Annotated in this window: 16 protein-coding genes and 1 pseudogene; 8 read left to right on the top strand and 9 right to left on the bottom strand. The window is 65.0% G+C overall.

Annotation, left to right across the window (positions count from 1 at the left end; translation table 11 throughout):
- Window positions 1-76 precede the first annotated feature (76 nt).
- Window positions 77-709: pseudogene (locus QSV46_RS32565) on the top strand (serine hydrolase); the annotation flags it as partial.
- Here QSV46_RS32565 and QSV46_RS32570 read toward each other — a convergent pair.
- A complete protein-coding gene (locus QSV46_RS32570) occupies window positions 696-2,264 on the bottom strand; it encodes a S10 family serine carboxypeptidase-like protein (RefSeq protein ID WP_314961114.1) in 1,569 nt (522 codons plus the stop codon). The pseudogene QSV46_RS32565 and the gene QSV46_RS32570 overlap by 14 nt on opposite strands.
- Before the next feature lie 246 nt (window positions 2,265-2,510).
- Here QSV46_RS32570 and QSV46_RS32575 point away from each other — a divergent pair, with 246 nt between their 5' ends.
- From QSV46_RS32575 to QSV46_RS32585, 3 genes are all read left to right on the top strand, one after another.
- Window positions 2,511-3,290 carry an NAD kinase gene (locus tag QSV46_RS32575; protein WP_314961115.1) on the top strand — a complete coding sequence of 260 codons (780 nt, stop codon included), beginning with the start codon at window positions 2,511-2,513 and terminating at the stop codon, window positions 3,288-3,290.
- A gap of 87 nt (window positions 3,291-3,377) precedes the next feature.
- Window positions 3,378-3,923 carry a response regulator gene (locus QSV46_RS32580; RefSeq protein ID WP_314961116.1) on the top strand — a complete coding sequence of 182 codons (546 nt, stop codon included), beginning with the start codon at window positions 3,378-3,380 and terminating at the stop codon, window positions 3,921-3,923.
- A gap of 27 nt (window positions 3,924-3,950) precedes the next feature.
- Complete coding sequence (locus QSV46_RS32585; protein WP_314961117.1) at window positions 3,951-4,529, top strand: Hpt domain-containing protein; 579 nt, start codon at window positions 3,951-3,953, stop codon at window positions 4,527-4,529.
- 123 nt (window positions 4,530-4,652) lie between these two features.
- On the opposite strand, the gene QSV46_RS32590 is transcribed toward QSV46_RS32585, so the two are convergent.
- From QSV46_RS32590 to folE, 4 genes are all read right to left on the bottom strand, one after another.
- The gene (locus QSV46_RS32590) at window positions 4,653-5,828 is read right to left on the bottom strand and encodes a DUF2336 domain-containing protein (RefSeq protein ID WP_314961118.1); all 1,176 of its coding nucleotides are present in this window, start codon (window positions 5,826-5,828) and stop codon (window positions 4,653-4,655) included.
- A gap of 136 nt (window positions 5,829-5,964) precedes the next feature.
- Window positions 5,965-6,984, bottom strand: coding sequence for a lytic transglycosylase domain-containing protein (locus QSV46_RS32595; protein WP_409997239.1), 1,020 nt, complete (start codon window positions 6,982-6,984; stop codon window positions 5,965-5,967).
- 155 nt (window positions 6,985-7,139) lie between these two features.
- Window positions 7,140-7,562, bottom strand: a complete 423-nt coding sequence (gene hisI, locus QSV46_RS32600; RefSeq protein WP_314961122.1) for a phosphoribosyl-AMP cyclohydrolase — start codon at window positions 7,560-7,562, stop codon at window positions 7,140-7,142.
- A 27-nt stretch (window positions 7,563-7,589) separates the two neighbouring features.
- A complete protein-coding gene (folE, locus tag QSV46_RS32605; protein WP_314961124.1) occupies window positions 7,590-8,282 on the bottom strand; it encodes a GTP cyclohydrolase I FolE in 693 nt (230 codons plus the stop codon).
- A 241-nt stretch (window positions 8,283-8,523) separates the two neighbouring features.
- On the opposite strand from folE, the gene QSV46_RS32610 reads away from it, so the two are divergent.
- Window positions 8,524-8,979, top strand: a complete 456-nt coding sequence (locus QSV46_RS32610; RefSeq protein WP_314961126.1) for an iron-sulfur cluster assembly scaffold protein — start codon at window positions 8,524-8,526, stop codon at window positions 8,977-8,979.
- A gap of 67 nt (window positions 8,980-9,046) precedes the next feature.
- Here QSV46_RS32610 and QSV46_RS32615 read toward each other — a convergent pair whose 3' ends face one another.
- Window positions 9,047-9,946 (bottom strand): hypothetical protein, encoded by a 900-nt coding sequence (locus QSV46_RS32615; RefSeq protein WP_314961128.1) that lies wholly within the window; start codon window positions 9,944-9,946, stop codon window positions 9,047-9,049.
- A gap of 246 nt (window positions 9,947-10,192) precedes the next feature.
- Between QSV46_RS32615 and yidD the strand changes: the two genes are divergently transcribed.
- Both yidD and QSV46_RS32625 read left to right on the top strand, forming a co-directional pair.
- Window positions 10,193-10,528, top strand: a complete 336-nt coding sequence (gene yidD, locus QSV46_RS32620) for a membrane protein insertion efficiency factor YidD (RefSeq protein WP_314961130.1) — start codon at window positions 10,193-10,195, stop codon at window positions 10,526-10,528.
- 94 nt (window positions 10,529-10,622) lie between these two features.
- On the top strand, window positions 10,623-10,835 hold the full coding sequence (locus QSV46_RS32625) for a hypothetical protein (RefSeq protein ID WP_314961131.1): 213 nt from the start codon (window positions 10,623-10,625) through the stop codon (window positions 10,833-10,835).
- An 8-nt stretch (window positions 10,836-10,843) separates the two neighbouring features.
- Here the strand turns inward: QSV46_RS32625 and QSV46_RS32630 are convergent, their stop codons facing one another.
- From QSV46_RS32630 to QSV46_RS32640, 3 genes are read right to left on the bottom strand one after another with little or no spacing between them, the layout of a single operon-like run.
- Window positions 10,844-11,800 carry a PDR/VanB family oxidoreductase gene (locus QSV46_RS32630; RefSeq protein ID WP_314961133.1) on the bottom strand — a complete coding sequence of 319 codons (957 nt, stop codon included), beginning with the start codon at window positions 11,798-11,800 and terminating at the stop codon, window positions 10,844-10,846.
- Entirely contained in the window at window positions 11,797-12,318 is a 522-nt protein-coding gene (locus QSV46_RS32635) for an MOSC domain-containing protein (protein ID WP_314961136.1), read from the bottom strand. The genes QSV46_RS32630 and QSV46_RS32635 overlap by 4 nt, the downstream gene beginning before the upstream one ends.
- A gap of 52 nt (window positions 12,319-12,370) precedes the next feature.
- On the bottom strand, window positions 12,371-13,684 hold the full coding sequence (locus tag QSV46_RS32640; RefSeq protein WP_314961138.1) for an MFS transporter: 1,314 nt from the start codon (window positions 13,682-13,684) through the stop codon (window positions 12,371-12,373).
- 355 nt (window positions 13,685-14,039) lie between these two features.
- Between QSV46_RS32640 and QSV46_RS32645 the strand changes: the two genes are divergently transcribed.
- On the top strand, window positions 14,040-14,597 hold the full coding sequence (locus QSV46_RS32645) for an XRE family transcriptional regulator (protein WP_314961139.1): 558 nt from the start codon (window positions 14,040-14,042) through the stop codon (window positions 14,595-14,597).
- Window positions 14,598-14,603 lie beyond the last annotated feature (6 nt).

A 14,603-nucleotide genomic window follows, 5' to 3' on the forward strand; every position in this document is an offset into this window, starting at 1 on the left:
TCGACGCTTTCACACCCGAGGAATGCGCCAACTATCTCAAAAATTCAGGCTATCGAACTTAATGCCATCACGCTTTAATGCCAGGAAGAGTGTGCTCTCGGTTGCGAGCCGCCGCGAGATGACGCGGCATCACTGGCGTATCCCGCAAAGTTTCGAAGGCTATTACGGCCTCGGCGTCAACGCCGGCAAGACCGACGGCTGGGACTGGTTCGGCCATGGCGGCGGCTTCCAAGGCTACATCTCGCGGACCTGCTCCATCCCGGGATGCGAACTCGCGATCAGCATCCTCAGCAATTCCATCGACGGCGCCGCGCCGTTCTGGATGGACGGCGCGCTACAAATCCTGCGCGTCTTCAAGACCCGCGGCGCCCCCGACCGGCGCGTGCGCGACTGGACCGGCCGCTGGTGGACGATCTGGGGCGCGACTGATCTGGTGCCCATCGGCAATCGCGTGCTGGTCGCCAATCCGCAGTTCAACAATCCGTTCATGGATGCCGCCGAGATCGAGGTCACCGGCCGCAACACCGGCAAGCTCGCCTGGGCCGCCGGCTACTCAAGCCATGGCGAACCGGTACGCCGCGTCCGCGACAGGCGCGGCAAGATCAGCGACATCTGGATCGCCGGCGCCAATATCAAGCCTGCGAGCGTCGTCGCACGCGAGATCGCGCGCCGGTATCCGCCACGCAAGCGGCGGCCTACTCCCGGATGAGAGCCTCCACCTCGCTCCGCAGCGCTTGGCGCGAGCCATCGCGCGAATAGAACATGTGGCCGCCGGGATAGACGACGAACTTTATCCGCCGTGTTGCAAACGCAGGCAACTGGTCGAGCACCCGCTTCGTTCCGAAATAGGGCGTGGCGAGGTCGAACAGGCCGTGCGTGACGAGCACGTTCAGCTTCGCGTCGGTGGCGAGGATCTGGCGCAGCTCGGACACTGACTGCGGCGGGTTGATGCCGCGGCCGAAATCCCAGTGGCCTTCGACGGCGCCGTTCAGGACCTCGTAGGAGCCATCGGGCCGCCAGTTGAGCTTGCGCGTCAGCACGTCGACCGCAGCGCTCGTCAGAGGCGCCTGAAGCGCATCGCCGGAGGGGTCGCCGAACCGGGAATTGCCCGAATCCGGATAGGGATCGAAGCCGCGCACGGAGGCGTCGTAGCGTCCCGTCACCTTGCCGTTCTTGCGGTCGAACTCGCGGCGGAATTCGCCGACGTCGAAACGGCCGGCGAGCCGTCGGCTCACGGTCTGATCGATGCCGGTGAGTTCGGCGACCTTGTCGGCGAGCCGGTTGGTGGCCTCCTTGTCCGCCTCGCCCTTGACGAGATCGGCTAAGAACTCGCCGCGCGCGTAAGCCTCGACGTCGGCGAGATCGGCGCGCTTGACGGGTCCTTTCGCCTCGCGCGCCACCGCGACATAGCTCGGCAGCGTCGCGACATATTGCAGGAGGCTCGTGCCGGTGAACTCACGGAAGTCCAAAAGCGGCGACACCAGGATCAGCCCCCTGACGCCGACGCCATGCTGGAGCTGCAACTGGCGCACGACCTTCGGGCCGCGAATGCCGCCATAACTTTCGCCCGCGACGTATTTCGGCGAGGTCAGCCGATCGTGTTTTTCGAGCCAGCGGCGGATCACGAGCGCGATCGCATTGACGTCTCCGTCGACGGAGTAAAACGACTTGCGCGCATCCTCGCCGCTCGCGACGAAGCGGCTATAGCCGGTGCTGACGGGATCGATGAAGACGAGATCGGTGAAGTCGAGCCAGGTCTCCGCATTCGGCTTCACCTCGGGCGAGGCCGACGGCGAGAGGGCTTCGCCATCGAGCGGCAGCCGCCACGGCCCGGCAGCGCCGAACTGGAGCCATGCCGAGGACGCGCCGGGGCCGCCGTTGAACAGGAACGTCACCGGGCGCGTCGCGCGGTCGGCGCCGTCGAGCTCGTAGGACGTATAGGCGATGTCGGCCAGCGGCTCTCCCTTGCCGTCGAACACGCGGATCGAGCCGGCGGTCGCGGCGAAGTGGAGGGCGCGGCCGGGCAGATCGAGCGTCTGTTTCGTGGTCGAATCCGGCGGCAGACGATGCGGCTCGGCGGCCGACGGCGAAGCCTGCGTCGCGCCTTGCGCGCCACCGCCGCGCCCGCCCTTCTGTCCGGCTGGTGCCGTCGTCTCCGCACGCGGCTGCGGCGGATCATCCGCGCGCGCAAATCCCGCGAGCGCGAGAGTCGACACTGCCACCACCAGGGTCGCGCGGCGGAGCACCGGCATATTCATGACCATGATCGTTCTCCCTGCCGGCTGTGAGAGCCGGCGAGCCCGAAAAGCTAGCGCGGAAATGCGACGGTTTGGGGAATCATTGGCCAGGTGCCCCCAACGAGGACGATCGGCCTCAAAACGCCCGGTTTGGTCCGAGATTCGGCAGCTGACCGTTCGCCTTGAGGGGCGCTGGTCCTCGACAATGGAGGCCGAGGTCGTATAGACGAGCCCGGCGGAACTTTCTCTAGCCAACGGCCCTGCGCGGAAGCCATGACCAAACCAGCGCGATACGACCGGATCGCCTTCGTCGCCAGCCCGAGCAGCGAGGCGCAGGCCGCCTTCGGCCAGCTCACGCAGGACTATGGCAATTGCGACCCGAACGACGCCGACGTCGTGGTCGCGCTCGGCGGCGACGGGCTGATGCTCCAGACGTTGCACCAGAACATGCGCTCGGGAAAGCCGATCTACGGCATGCACCGCGGCACGGTCGGCTTCCTGATGAACGAATATTCGACGCACGATCTGCGCGCGCGGCTCGAGGCCGCCCATGAATCCGAGATCAATCCGCTGCTGATGCGCGCAACTGACATCAACGACCGCGTTCACCTGCACCACGCGATCAACGAGGTCTACCTGTTCCGGCAGACCTACCAGGCCGCGCGGCTCCGCATTCTGATCGACGAGCGCGAGCGCATGCCCGAGCTGATCGCCGACGGCATCATTGTCGCGACGCCGGCAGGCTCGACTGCCTACAATCTGTCGGCGCAGGGCCCGATCCTGCCGATCAACGCGGCGCTGTTGGCACTGACGCCGATCAGCGCCTTCCGGCCGCGGCGCTGGCGCGGCGCCCTGCTGCCCAACACCGCCTATGTCGTGATCGAGGTGCTGGAGGACGACAAGCGCCCTGTCGCGGCGGTCGCCGACCATGAGGAAGTACGCAGAGTCCGGCGCGTCGAGGTCTTGTCCGACAAGAGCATCTCGATGCGGATGCTGTTCGACCCCGGCCACAGCCTGGAAGAGCGCATCCTGCGCGAGCAATTCGGCTATTGAGCGCCCTGCCAGGCCGCGGATCGCAACCTTTCGTTAACTCCCGGCGCGATATGGTTAACGAAGGTTGACCGCTCTGGCCCAGGCGTCATGTTCCGCATCGATTTCAACAAGCTGCGCTTCCTCGTCTGCGACGACAATCCGCACATGCGCCGCATTCTGCGGACGCTGCTGCACTCCTTCGGCGCGCGCGAAGTCTACGAGGCCGAGGACGGCGCCACTGCGCTGGAAATGTACAGCCATTACGTTCCCGATATCGTCATCACCGACTGGGCGATGCCGATCTTCGACGGGCTCGAGCTCGCGCAGATGATCCGGCAGCCGGAATCCAAGGGCAATCCTTACGCGCCGATCATCATGCTGACGGGCCATTCCGAGAAGCGCCGCGTCACCATCGCGCGCGATGCCGGCGTCACCGAATTCCTGGCCAAGCCGATCTCGGCCAAGGGCCTCTATCAGCGCATCCTCAACGTGGTCGCCAGTCCCCGGCCCTTCATCAAGACCAAGACCTATTTCGGTCCGGACCGGCGCCGCAACACCAACTCCGCCTATATGGGACCCGAACGCCGCGTCGGCGAAAAGCACGAGGTGATGCAACAACCCTCGCTGCTCGACAAGGCGCGGTCCTCCATCTAGCGCAACGTCTCCAGCGAGGCAGATATCATGGCCAAGAACGGCGCAAGAGACATCGAGATCGCGGCCTTCGCCACGCACCAGGTCATCACGCAGCCCAATCCGCTGCGCAAGGTTCTGCGCCGTGTCGAAGCCAAGGACATCGACGATCCGATCGGCCGCGCCGAGCAGGCGCTCGCGGGCCTCTCCGGCGAGTTCAAGGAGTGGATGGTCACGGAGGTCAACCGGCTGTCCGCCGCCTACATCGCCATCCGCAATGACGGCTTCACCAAGGAGCGGCGCGACGAGCTGTTCCGCGCCGCGCACGACATCAAGGGCGATGCTGCGACATTCGGCTATCCGGCGGCGGCGGGAATCGCGGAAAGCCTGTGCCGCGTGATCGAACACGCGCCCGATCTCGGCAAGGTGCCCGGCGAGCTGTTCACGCACCACATCAACGCCATCCTCGCCATCGTGCACGAAAACACCAAGCTCGACAGCATCAGCGTCTCCGCCGAGCTCAGCCGCCGCCTGCGCAAGGTGGCCGACGATTACCTTGCCCAGGTCAACCGCGACCGCCCCGAGCATCTCGAGGCCATCCTGGCGCCGAACATCGTGCCGGCGGAGTGAGTTTCGCCGCTCGCGAGGTGTTGTAGGGTGGGCAAAGCGAAGCGTGCCCACCGATCAACATGACTTGTGCGGAGAGATGGTGGGCACGGCGCTACGCGCCTTTGCCCACCCTACAGACCTTCGTTACGCCGCGATCAGATCGTCATAAACCGGATCGATCGCCTCCTCCGCGACAAGCTCGTCGCAGAACAGCCTTGCCTCTTCACGAGCCGACTCGGTGACGAAGCGACGGAGCAGCACCATCAGCGGCTCGGCGGCGCGGCGATCGGTCTCGCAATGGGTCAGCACGCGCTCGACCATGCGCCGGCGCAGCCGCGCCGCGCCGTCGTCACTGTCGACAAAACCCTGCTCGTGGCAGGCATCGAGAGCGACCTGGAATGCCGCGAAGGTCGCCTCCGGCAGGCCGGCGCGGCGGAGCAGCGCGTGCAAGCTGTTGCCGCCACGATCGTGCAGCAGCGCGGAGACCCGCGCCAGCGGCAAATCGGCAAGCTCTGCGAGCGCCGCGTCGAACAGATCGAGGTTGCCCGACAGCAGCGCGCGCAGAATGAGACCCGCGGTGAGCTGGCCGGTGATGCGCAGGTGCCGCACCAGACCCTGCATGTCGTCGCCGCGCGAGCGCGCCGCGATGTTCATGGTGGAGCGGTCACGTGCCTCGCTCGCGATGCGCTCGGCACGGTCGGCGCTCAGCCAGTTCCGCGCCACGACGAATTGCGCCAGCGTCTCGGAGAGTTTTGCCACCAGCGCAGCGCGCGTTGCGGCCGGCAGATCCTCCAGCACCAGCATCGCCTCGCGGATCGCGGCGAGATGGCCGTGACGCTCGACAATACGGTCCCAGGAGAACGGCGCGAGCTCGGCATGGGGATTTTCGATCAGCTCCAGCGCTGCCGCCGCGCAGCCGACTTCGGCGATAGCAGCGCAGACCGATACCGGCAGTGCGATGCGGCGCGCGACCGCGCACTGCACCTCGTCATCGCCGGTTGCGACGATGTCGACCAGATCGGCATCGATCAGGAGCGGGGAATGTTCGAGCACGGGCAACGCGACGGTCGGCTGGTCCGCCGACAGCGCCCGCACGATCGACGCCGGCGCGTCGGTGCTGCGCGCAAACGCCTCGGCCATCGCCTGCCGCACCAGCGGCGAGGGATCGTCAAGCAGCATCAGCAGCGCGCCCTCGGCAGCGATGCGGTCGTCATGGGAAAGATCCGAGATCAGCCAGGCCCGGGCCAACGCCCGTGTGGCCTCGGCCCGCTCGCCGGCGGGCGCCGTCCTGATCCAATTGATAAACTGCCGAACGATCATGCTGCTTCCGGCTTACACAACAAACGAAAACGGTGACGGCTCGTCACCTGCAACACAAAATAAACCACGACGCTTAACAAAGCGTTCACCATAACTGGCTGGTTTTTAATGGAGCAAAAGCGCTTGGGCAGCTGCGTCAGCTGCTGAACGTGCCGCTGCGATCGCTGAAGAGATCGAGCGGCTGCGGCGGCCGCACATCCGGCGTCGATGATGCAACCGACGTAAGCGAGGCGTTGTTGCCCCACAATTTCTGCACCGTGATCGAGACCGGCTGCGTGGCATCGCCGGGCTGATAGATCGAACGGAAGGCCGGCGTGGTCGGCCCGCTGTCTGCAACCGTCGTCGGCGACGTTGCGCTCACCGGCGTCACGCCACGCGCATCCGGAAAAGTCTGTAGATAGGCCGCATTGTCGGTCACCGGCACAGCGGGCTGCACGCCGTTGGCGCTCGCAACCTGCGTGGTCGACGGCGAGCCGCCATACATCGCCATCGCGCTGCGCGTCGTCTTCGAGCTTGCCGCACTGGCGTAACGCGCATCGAGCACCGAATAGACCTCGGAAACACTGCGGGCGCGGCCGTCCCTGGCGTAGAAGATCGAGCGATTGGCCGATGCCGCGTTGGGAAACAATCGCGCGCCGACCGCTTGCGGATTGTCCTCGGCATTGGCGATCAGTTTCGCGGCGCCGCCAACACCCATGAAATGGGCCATGTAGAGTTCGCTGTCGCTCGGCCTGCGGCCGAGCAGCCCGCTGAGCTTGAAACTGTTCGACTGCGTCAGCGCCGCCGCCATGCTGGATGCGGCTTCCGGATCGTCGCGCAGCTTCATGATCGACCGTTTCATGAAAGGGTCGTCAACGGTGTAACTGCCGGAGGAGGTCTTGGTGATCGCGTCGGCATAGTTGCCGTAGCCGAGCTGGGTACCCGCTTCCTTCACGGTGCCGAGCCAGGTCTGGTCGATGAACTGGTAGAGCCCGTGCGCGGACGACGTCGTGGCGCCGGCCGTCGGATCGAAGTCGGATTCCATCTTGGCGGTAGTCAGCATGTACTGGAAGCTGACGCCGGTCCGGTTCGAGACCTGCTTGATCGCGCCGGCAACGCGTGCCCGCGACGGATCGAGAACCGCCGTCTGAGAGGCACTGGAATTGTCGACCGACATGATGGAGTGCCCGCCCCGCGCGGCGTTGAGAGACGCCGGCAATTCGGCGCCCTATCGTCTCACCGTGGGACAGGTATGGTTAATGCGGGGTTAAATTTGGGCCTCACTGTCATTCCGGGCGCGCGCAGCGCGGTGCGCGCCGGAATGACGGACGACTACTTCTTATAGACGTCGCTGGGATCGAACAGCCGCTCCGCATCGACGAAAACGAGCTTCGCACCGTCGTCCCCTGCTTCCACCTTGCGATAGAAGCAGGACCGCCGCCCGGTGTGACAGGCCGCGCCGATCTGCTCGACGCGCAGCCAGACCGCGTCCTGGTCGCAATCGGTGCGGATCTCGACCACGCGCTGGGTCTGACCTGAGGTCTCACCTTTTCGCCACAAGGCATTGCGCGAGCGGCTGAAGTACCAGGCCTCGCCGGTCGCGATCGTCTTGCGTAGCGCCTCGTCGTTCATGTGGGCGACCATCAGCAGGTCACCGCTGGCGACGTCCGTCACGACCACCGTCACGAGGCCGACTGCGTCGAAACGGGGCTGGAAGGACAGCCCTTCCTCGATCTCATGGGAGTGGGTGGACACGACAAACCTCGCCGGTTCTTCGCGAGGTCAGCGCTGCAAGCCTCGCACCAGGGACAGGAAACGGGCCTGCTCCGCCGGATTGTCGCGGAACATACCGGTGAAACGGCTGGTGAAGGTGGAGGCGCCATGCTTGGCGACGCCGCGCACCGACATGCAGGTATGCTCGGCCTCGATCAGCACGGCAACGCCGCGCGGCTTCAGGATCTCGTCGATGGCCGCGGCGATCTGCGCCGTCAGGTGCTCCTGGGTCTGGAGCCGGCGGGCGAAGATGTCGGTCAGACGCGCAAGCTTGGACAGGCCGACGACGCGCTCCACCGGAGTGTAGGCGATATGCGCCTTGCCGTAGAACGGCATCATGTGGTGCTCGCACTGCGAGGTGAACTCGATGTCGCGCACCAGGACGAAGTCGTCATAGCCGGCGGTCTCGCCGAAGGTGCGGTCGAGCACTTCGGCCGGGCACTGGTGATAGCCCTGATAGAGCTCGTCGAAGGCCTCGACCACGCGGCGCGGCGTGTCGAGCAGGCCCTCGCGCTGGGTGTTCTCGCCGATATAGGCAAGCAGCGTCTTCACCGCAGCTTCCGCCTCGGCACGCGCCGGGCGCGGCTGGTCGGCACGGACGGCCGCAGCGAGGAATTCGGCAGGGTCAAGCTCTGCCGGGCGGGCCTCGGGCTGCCGGTCGGAAGGCTTGTTCGGGCGGATGGATTTGATCGTAGCGTCCATGTCTACTCCGTTCGACGGCCTTGCGGCCGGAGTGTCACCGGCAGACGGGGCGGCAAGCCGCCGGGCGCCTGAAGAGAACAGTTTTGACGAAAAAGGCCCTTGGGTCATCACGCTGGCGGCGCAGATCTGGCTCGCCACTGCCGCACCGCTGGACTGTTTTTCCGCCAGTTCCCGCCCTATATAAGTCCGTGGACGGCGCCCGCCAAGGCCGATCCGGTGAGGAAGTGCTGGACCCCATCACATGCTGAACGACATCTACAACAAGCGGATCATCGAGTTGGCCGGGAATATTCCGCGCCTCGGGCGGTTATCGGACCCCGATGCCACCGCCACCGCCCACTCTAAATTGTGCGGCTCGACGGTGAAGGTCGATCTCAAGATGAGCGGCGACACCGTCACCGACTTCGCCCACGACGTGAAGGCCTGCGCGCTGGGCCAGGCCTCTTCATCCATCATGGCCAGTCAAATCGTCGGGTCGACTGCCAGCGAACTCCGTGAGTTACGCGAAACCGTTCGCAGGATGCTCAAGGAGAATGGCGTGCCTCCTCAAGGCAAATGGGAAGAGATCAAATTCCTCGAGCCGGTCCGCGACTACAAGGCGCGCCACGCCTCGACTCTCCTCACCTTCGATGCCGTGGTCGATGCCATCGGCCAGATCGAGGCCAAGGCGAGGCAGCCGGCCGCCGCGCAGGGCTGAGTCTTTCCCAACGAGAATCAGGGTTCGCGCTGACGCGCGCCCCCGATCGGCCATCAAGGAATTTCGGTTATTTCTGCGAACCCGCGCTCGGCGCTGTACCGGTCGGTACCATCGCCTCCGCCGTCTTGGTCGACTTGGCAGGCTGCGGTTGTTCCGTTTCCGCCCCGAACTTTGCCTGCGTCTTCGGCGCAAGTTCAGCCATTGCGGGCGCCGCGACGTCGACATGCGGCAGCACGTCGGCCACGAGATCGGTCGTCACGAGATTGGTGAGCTTCAGCTCTGCAGCGTCGAGCTCGTGCAGATCTTCCCATGGCGGCACGCTGAGTGCGAGCGACAGCAGATCACCGGTGCCGCCCATTTCGAATGTGTATTTGGCAAGCCGGCCGATGTCGCGTTCCACGATCATCAAGTCCTGTGCACTGTAGCTCGCCGCCTTGGCGTCGTCAGCGCGGTCGCCCATCCAGATCTGGTGGACCCGCACATGGGCGGCTTCCGGCACATAGCGCTTCTTGCCGGCGAGCAGCAGGAATACACACATGGATTCGCAATAGGCTTCGGGAGCGACCGCCGGACGAGCCGACTGCCCGCCGCGGCCCTGGAGGCTGATGCCGACCGTGGTCAGGAGGCCGAGATTGCGGAAGCGCCGGCCGAGCGTGATCGCATCGTTGACGGAACCGCCGCTGGAGTCGAGCACCACGGTGGCGCCGCCGAGCTGGCGATTGCGGGAAAACTCTTCGAAATCCTTGGGCGTATCAGCGGTGATGATACCGACTGCGCTGACCCAGCCGCGGCAGTTCGGCTCGCAGGCAACCCAATTGAACTTCATCGGCAGCTTGCGCTCTTCGAGGGTGCCGCCGGCGCGGGCGGACGATCCGATCGTCGCGACGGCTCCAGCCAACACGACCCCACAAGCGGCGGTTCCCACGAGCAACCAGCCACGAAGATTGAGCGACTTCAGAAGTTTCAAACTGGTCCCTTCCCCAAGCCCCAAAGGCCTCCAACAATCCCCGGTAGCGCCCTCTGAGTCGATCATACAGGAGTATGTTTCTACACATGGACGTCACAAAAATGGTATCCGGGGGAATACAGATCGTCCACAGGTACTTGCTGCACTGCTCCCAAAAAGCACGCAAAATATGGCGTATAAACAACAGCTTACAGTTCCCTGCATCGGAACTAGGCAAACCTTGCCAACAATCGCAGCAAGGCGCCCATGAAGCATTCAACCTGCGCGCACTGTTCCAAACCCGTGGAAGGCGCGATCCGGCTCCCGCGGAGATTCGGCCGCGCGCTGATCTGGCTCTACCGGCACACGCTGTCGCCGCTGGTCGGCTACAACTGCCGTCACCTGCCGACCTGCTCTGTCTATGGCGATGAGGCGATCGAGCGGTTCGGGCTGTGGGCCGGTGGCTGGATGACGCTGGCGCGCCTGCTCCGCTGCAACCCGTTCGGCACGTCCGGCATCGACAACGTGCCGCTCACCGCACCGCAAGGTGCGCGGTGGTATCTGCCCTGGCGTTATGCTCGCTGGCGTGGCGTGAATGCCTAAGCATGCTGCGGTGATTGGCGCATCGCTGCCTTGTACGGAACCGGAACTTTCCCCTCGCGTTGTTTTGTTGTTGCTCCCACGGGAGGAAACAATAATGCGCTGGAAAATCAGCCCTCATCTTCACTTCAGGCCTGATCCGACAAGTCCTGGCCCCAGCTTGCACCACGATCCCAGAACGATTGATCTGTTCGCGATCGTCGCTTTGCTGGCGCTGGTCCTCGGCTTCGGGTGGTATCTGGGGACGAGCCTCGCGACGCCGCCGAGCACGACGGCGTTCGTCGTGCCGAGCCAGAGCGTGCACTGGTAAGTCAGGCGTTACAGGTCGAGCACCAGCCGGCCGCCGTCAGATCCGGCGACGCAAACCATGAGATAGCGTTCGCGCTCATACGGCGACAGGATTCGGTCGCGGTGCACCGGCTTGCCCTCGAGCCACCCTACCTTGCAGGCGCCGCAGATGCCGCCGCAGCATGATGTCGCTATCTCGATGCCCTTTTCCTGCAATGCGGCCAGCATCGTCTGCCCGGCGCGAACCTGGATTTCGGTCCCGGTGCGCGCCAGCGACAGCGTGAAAGGCTTCGCGTCGGGATCGATGATCGGTTGCGGCGCGACGAAGCGTTCGACGTGAACGTTTGCCGCGGGCCACGCCGCGGTCACGCGCTCGAAATCGTTGGTCATGCTTTCCGGGCCGCAGCAGGCGACCATCGTCTGTGCTCCGGCCTCGCCAACCAATGACGCCAGATCCGGCCGTCCGCTGCGAGCCGTGCGATGCACCACCACGCGGCCCGCTTCGATCAGCGGCGTCAGATGCACGGCAAGCGGCACCTCATCGCGCACGATCAGATGCAGCACAAAGCTGGCATCGCCTCGCCGCACGAGGTGTCGCGCCATCGACAAGAATGGCGTCACGCCGATGCCACCCGCCACAAACACATGGCGCGCGATGTCTGCGCCCCGATCGAGCCCGCCTCGCGGCAGTGAGACGCCGATGACGTCGCCAATGCGGATCTCATCGTGCAGGGCGCGCGAGCCGCCCCGCCCGGCCGCCTCGCGCTTCACCGCGATGACGTAGCGCGCGTTGTCGGCGGGCTCGTTGCACAGCGAATAGGTACGGATCAGCCCGTTCGGCAGATGCAGATCGATATGCGCGCCAGGCTTGAACGGCGGCAGCTCCCAACGGTCGGGGTCGACGAGCGTAAAGAGCTTGATCCCTGCGCCAGCCTCCTCGATGCCGGTGACGACCGTCTCGACCGTCGTGATCGGGCGCGCCTTCATGCCGCGTTCCGTACGGTGTCGCCGACCTTCACGACGCCGCCTTGCAGGATCTTGCAGTTGAGGCCCGAGCGATTGATCAGGGGATCGAAGATCGCCTTGCCGGTGATCTCTTCAATATGCCGGCACGGCACCGACAGCCGCGTCGCCTCCAGCAAGGTCTCGCCCAGCCAGAAGCGGCGGCCGACCAGATGGTTCAGCGGGACGCCTTCGACGGTCACGTTGCGCCGATGTTCTTCCGGGCCGAGCTCGATGCCGGCGTCACGCTTGAGCGCGACCAGCGTCTCGAGCTCGAACAGGGTGACCTGGCGGCCTTCTTCGGGTTTGTGCGAGTAAAAGCCCTCTTCGTTGCCGATCATGTAGCGATCGCCCTGGATTCCCCGGCCAGCGACCAGCGTGATCGAGTCCGATGAACGCATCGGCAGGAACGCGCGCGGGGTCAAGTGAAGGAAGCGCACCACGCCGGTCCAGCCGAGCTGTGCTGCGCCCTGCGCCGAGCCGGCGCTGATGGTATCGAGCATGACAATTCCCTTGAGAAGTCAGGGCGCGCCGCCGCAGCGGCGCACTGTGAAATCAGGTCAGTTCCTTGTTTGCCGTCTCCGGCGCGAATGTGGTCGCGGTCGCGGTGACGGCGGCACAGCCGATCAGCAGCAGCGAGACCGGCCAGGTGGCACCGCCGCTCCACGCCATCAGAGACGCCGCGACCAGCGGCGTCAACCCGCCGCTGATGGCCGCACCGACCTGAAAGCCGAGCGAGGCGCCGCTGTAGCGCAGCCGCGCGGAGAACAGCTCGGAGTACCAGGGCGCGCCGATGCCGAACATCACCATCTGGCCGAAGGTGATCGCAACCACGATGGTGCAGATGACGATGGTGGGATCGCGGGTGTCGAGCAGCCAGAACAGCGGGAAGGCAAACAGCGCCGAGAACAGGCAGCTTGCATAGAACATCGTCTTGCGACCGAGGATATCGGACAACCAGCCGAACAAGGGAATGGCGAGCAATGCCACCAGCGAGGCCGCAAACGCGCCGTTCAGCACCACCGTGCGCGACAGGCCGAGATTGGCCGTGGCGTAGGACATCACGAACACGCCGCCGATGCTGGCATAGGCGATCTCGGAAATCTTCAGCCCGACGGCGGTAAAGAAGGGCCTGCGATGATGCTTGAAGATTTCCACCAGCGGCATCTTGGCGACGTCCTTTTTGGCCTGGACCTGACGGAAGGCCGCGGTTTCCTCCATGTTGAGACGGATGTAGAGGCCGACGCCGACCAGCAGGATCGAGAGCAGGAAGGGAATGCGCCAGCCGTAAGTCATGAAGTCGCTTTCGGGCAGGCTCGCCACCAGTGCGAACATTCCGATCGCGGCGAGATTGCCGATGGGATTGCCGACCTGCACCATGCTGCCGAGCAGGCCGCGGCGATGCGTCGGGCAGTTCTCGACCACCATCAGCACGGCGCCGCCCCATTCGCCGCCAAGGCCGATGCCCTGGAGGAAGCGCAGGCCGATCAGCAGCAACGGCGCGGCGATGCCGATCTGCTGGTAGGTCGGAAGCAGGCCGATCAGGAAGGTGCCGATGCCCATCACCATGATCGTGATCGCAAGCATCGCCTTGCGGCCGACCCTGTCGCCGTAATGACCGAAGATCGCAGCGCCCAGCGGCCGCGCCAGGAAGCCGACGGCGTAGGTGCCGAAAGCAGCGATGGTGGCGAGCGTGGGGTTGCCGGCGGCGAAGAAGACCTTGTTGAAGACCAGCGCGGTCGCCGTGCCGTAGATGAGGAAGTCGTACCATTCGACCGCGGTGCCGATCACGCTCGACCACACGATCCGTCGCAAGCGCGCCGCCTCGTCCGGCGCTACGTTCAGGGTTACGTCGTCTGCTACGGTCATCGATCGCTCCAAAAGGTACCGGCGCCTGGGGAAAAGCAGTTGGTTGTGTCCGTGGAGCCCATCGGCAGCAGGGACAGCAAAATCGATCATGTTTACTGCAGGAAATCAACGCCGCGGAACGCGGCAAATGCCGACGATCGCGGCACGCCGTGCTATTTGCACTGTTTTTCGGCTTTTTTTGGCAATATGCCAGCGCGTTTGCTCATAATATCCGCGGCCCTGCTCGAAATTTCCGCGCATAAGTTTTCCCTAGGAATACATGCGTGCGCTCGCGGCACGGGCGGCGCACGCCGCTCGGGCTGGCGGTTCGGCGGCATCTGTTGCAAAAGAGGCCAGCAGTTCGGGAGATTCATGCGTGCTTGACGTCAGCAAAGCGACACCGGTCGGGGCCAATATCCGCCAGGCGCGGATTGCCAAGGGCCTGACGCTGGACCAGCTTGCGCGGCAGAGCGACCTCACCCGCGGCTACATCTCGCTGGTCGAGCGCAATCTGAAGATCCCCTCGCTCGCCGCGCTGCTGCGGATGGCCGCCGCGCTCGAGGTCAACGTCGCGAACTTCTTCGACCCGAACGCCGAGCCCGCACCGCGCTACACGCTGTTCCGCCGCGAAGGCGGCAACGTCCCGTTGTTCCAGGACAGGTTTGGCGTGGTGCCGCTGGCAACCGGCCGCACCCGCAAGATGATGGAGCCGTTCCTTCTCAGCCCGCCGCACAAGGCGGCGACGCGCGCCTCGCATGCGGGCGAGGAGCTGCTGTTCGTCGTCAACGGCAAGATCGCCATCAAGCTCGACGGCGAAGAGCTGACGCTCGGCAAGGGCGACTGCCTGTATTTCTCGGGCGAAACCCCGCACGAGGTCAGGAGCCTCGGCCGGCAGAAGGCCGAAGTTCTGGTCGTCGTGGCCCAGAGCTCTTGATGCCGG

It is taken from the genome of Bradyrhizobium cosmicum, from assembly GCF_032290525.1.
Classification (GTDB): Bacteria; Pseudomonadota; Alphaproteobacteria; order Rhizobiales; family Xanthobacteraceae; genus Bradyrhizobium; species Bradyrhizobium cosmicum_A.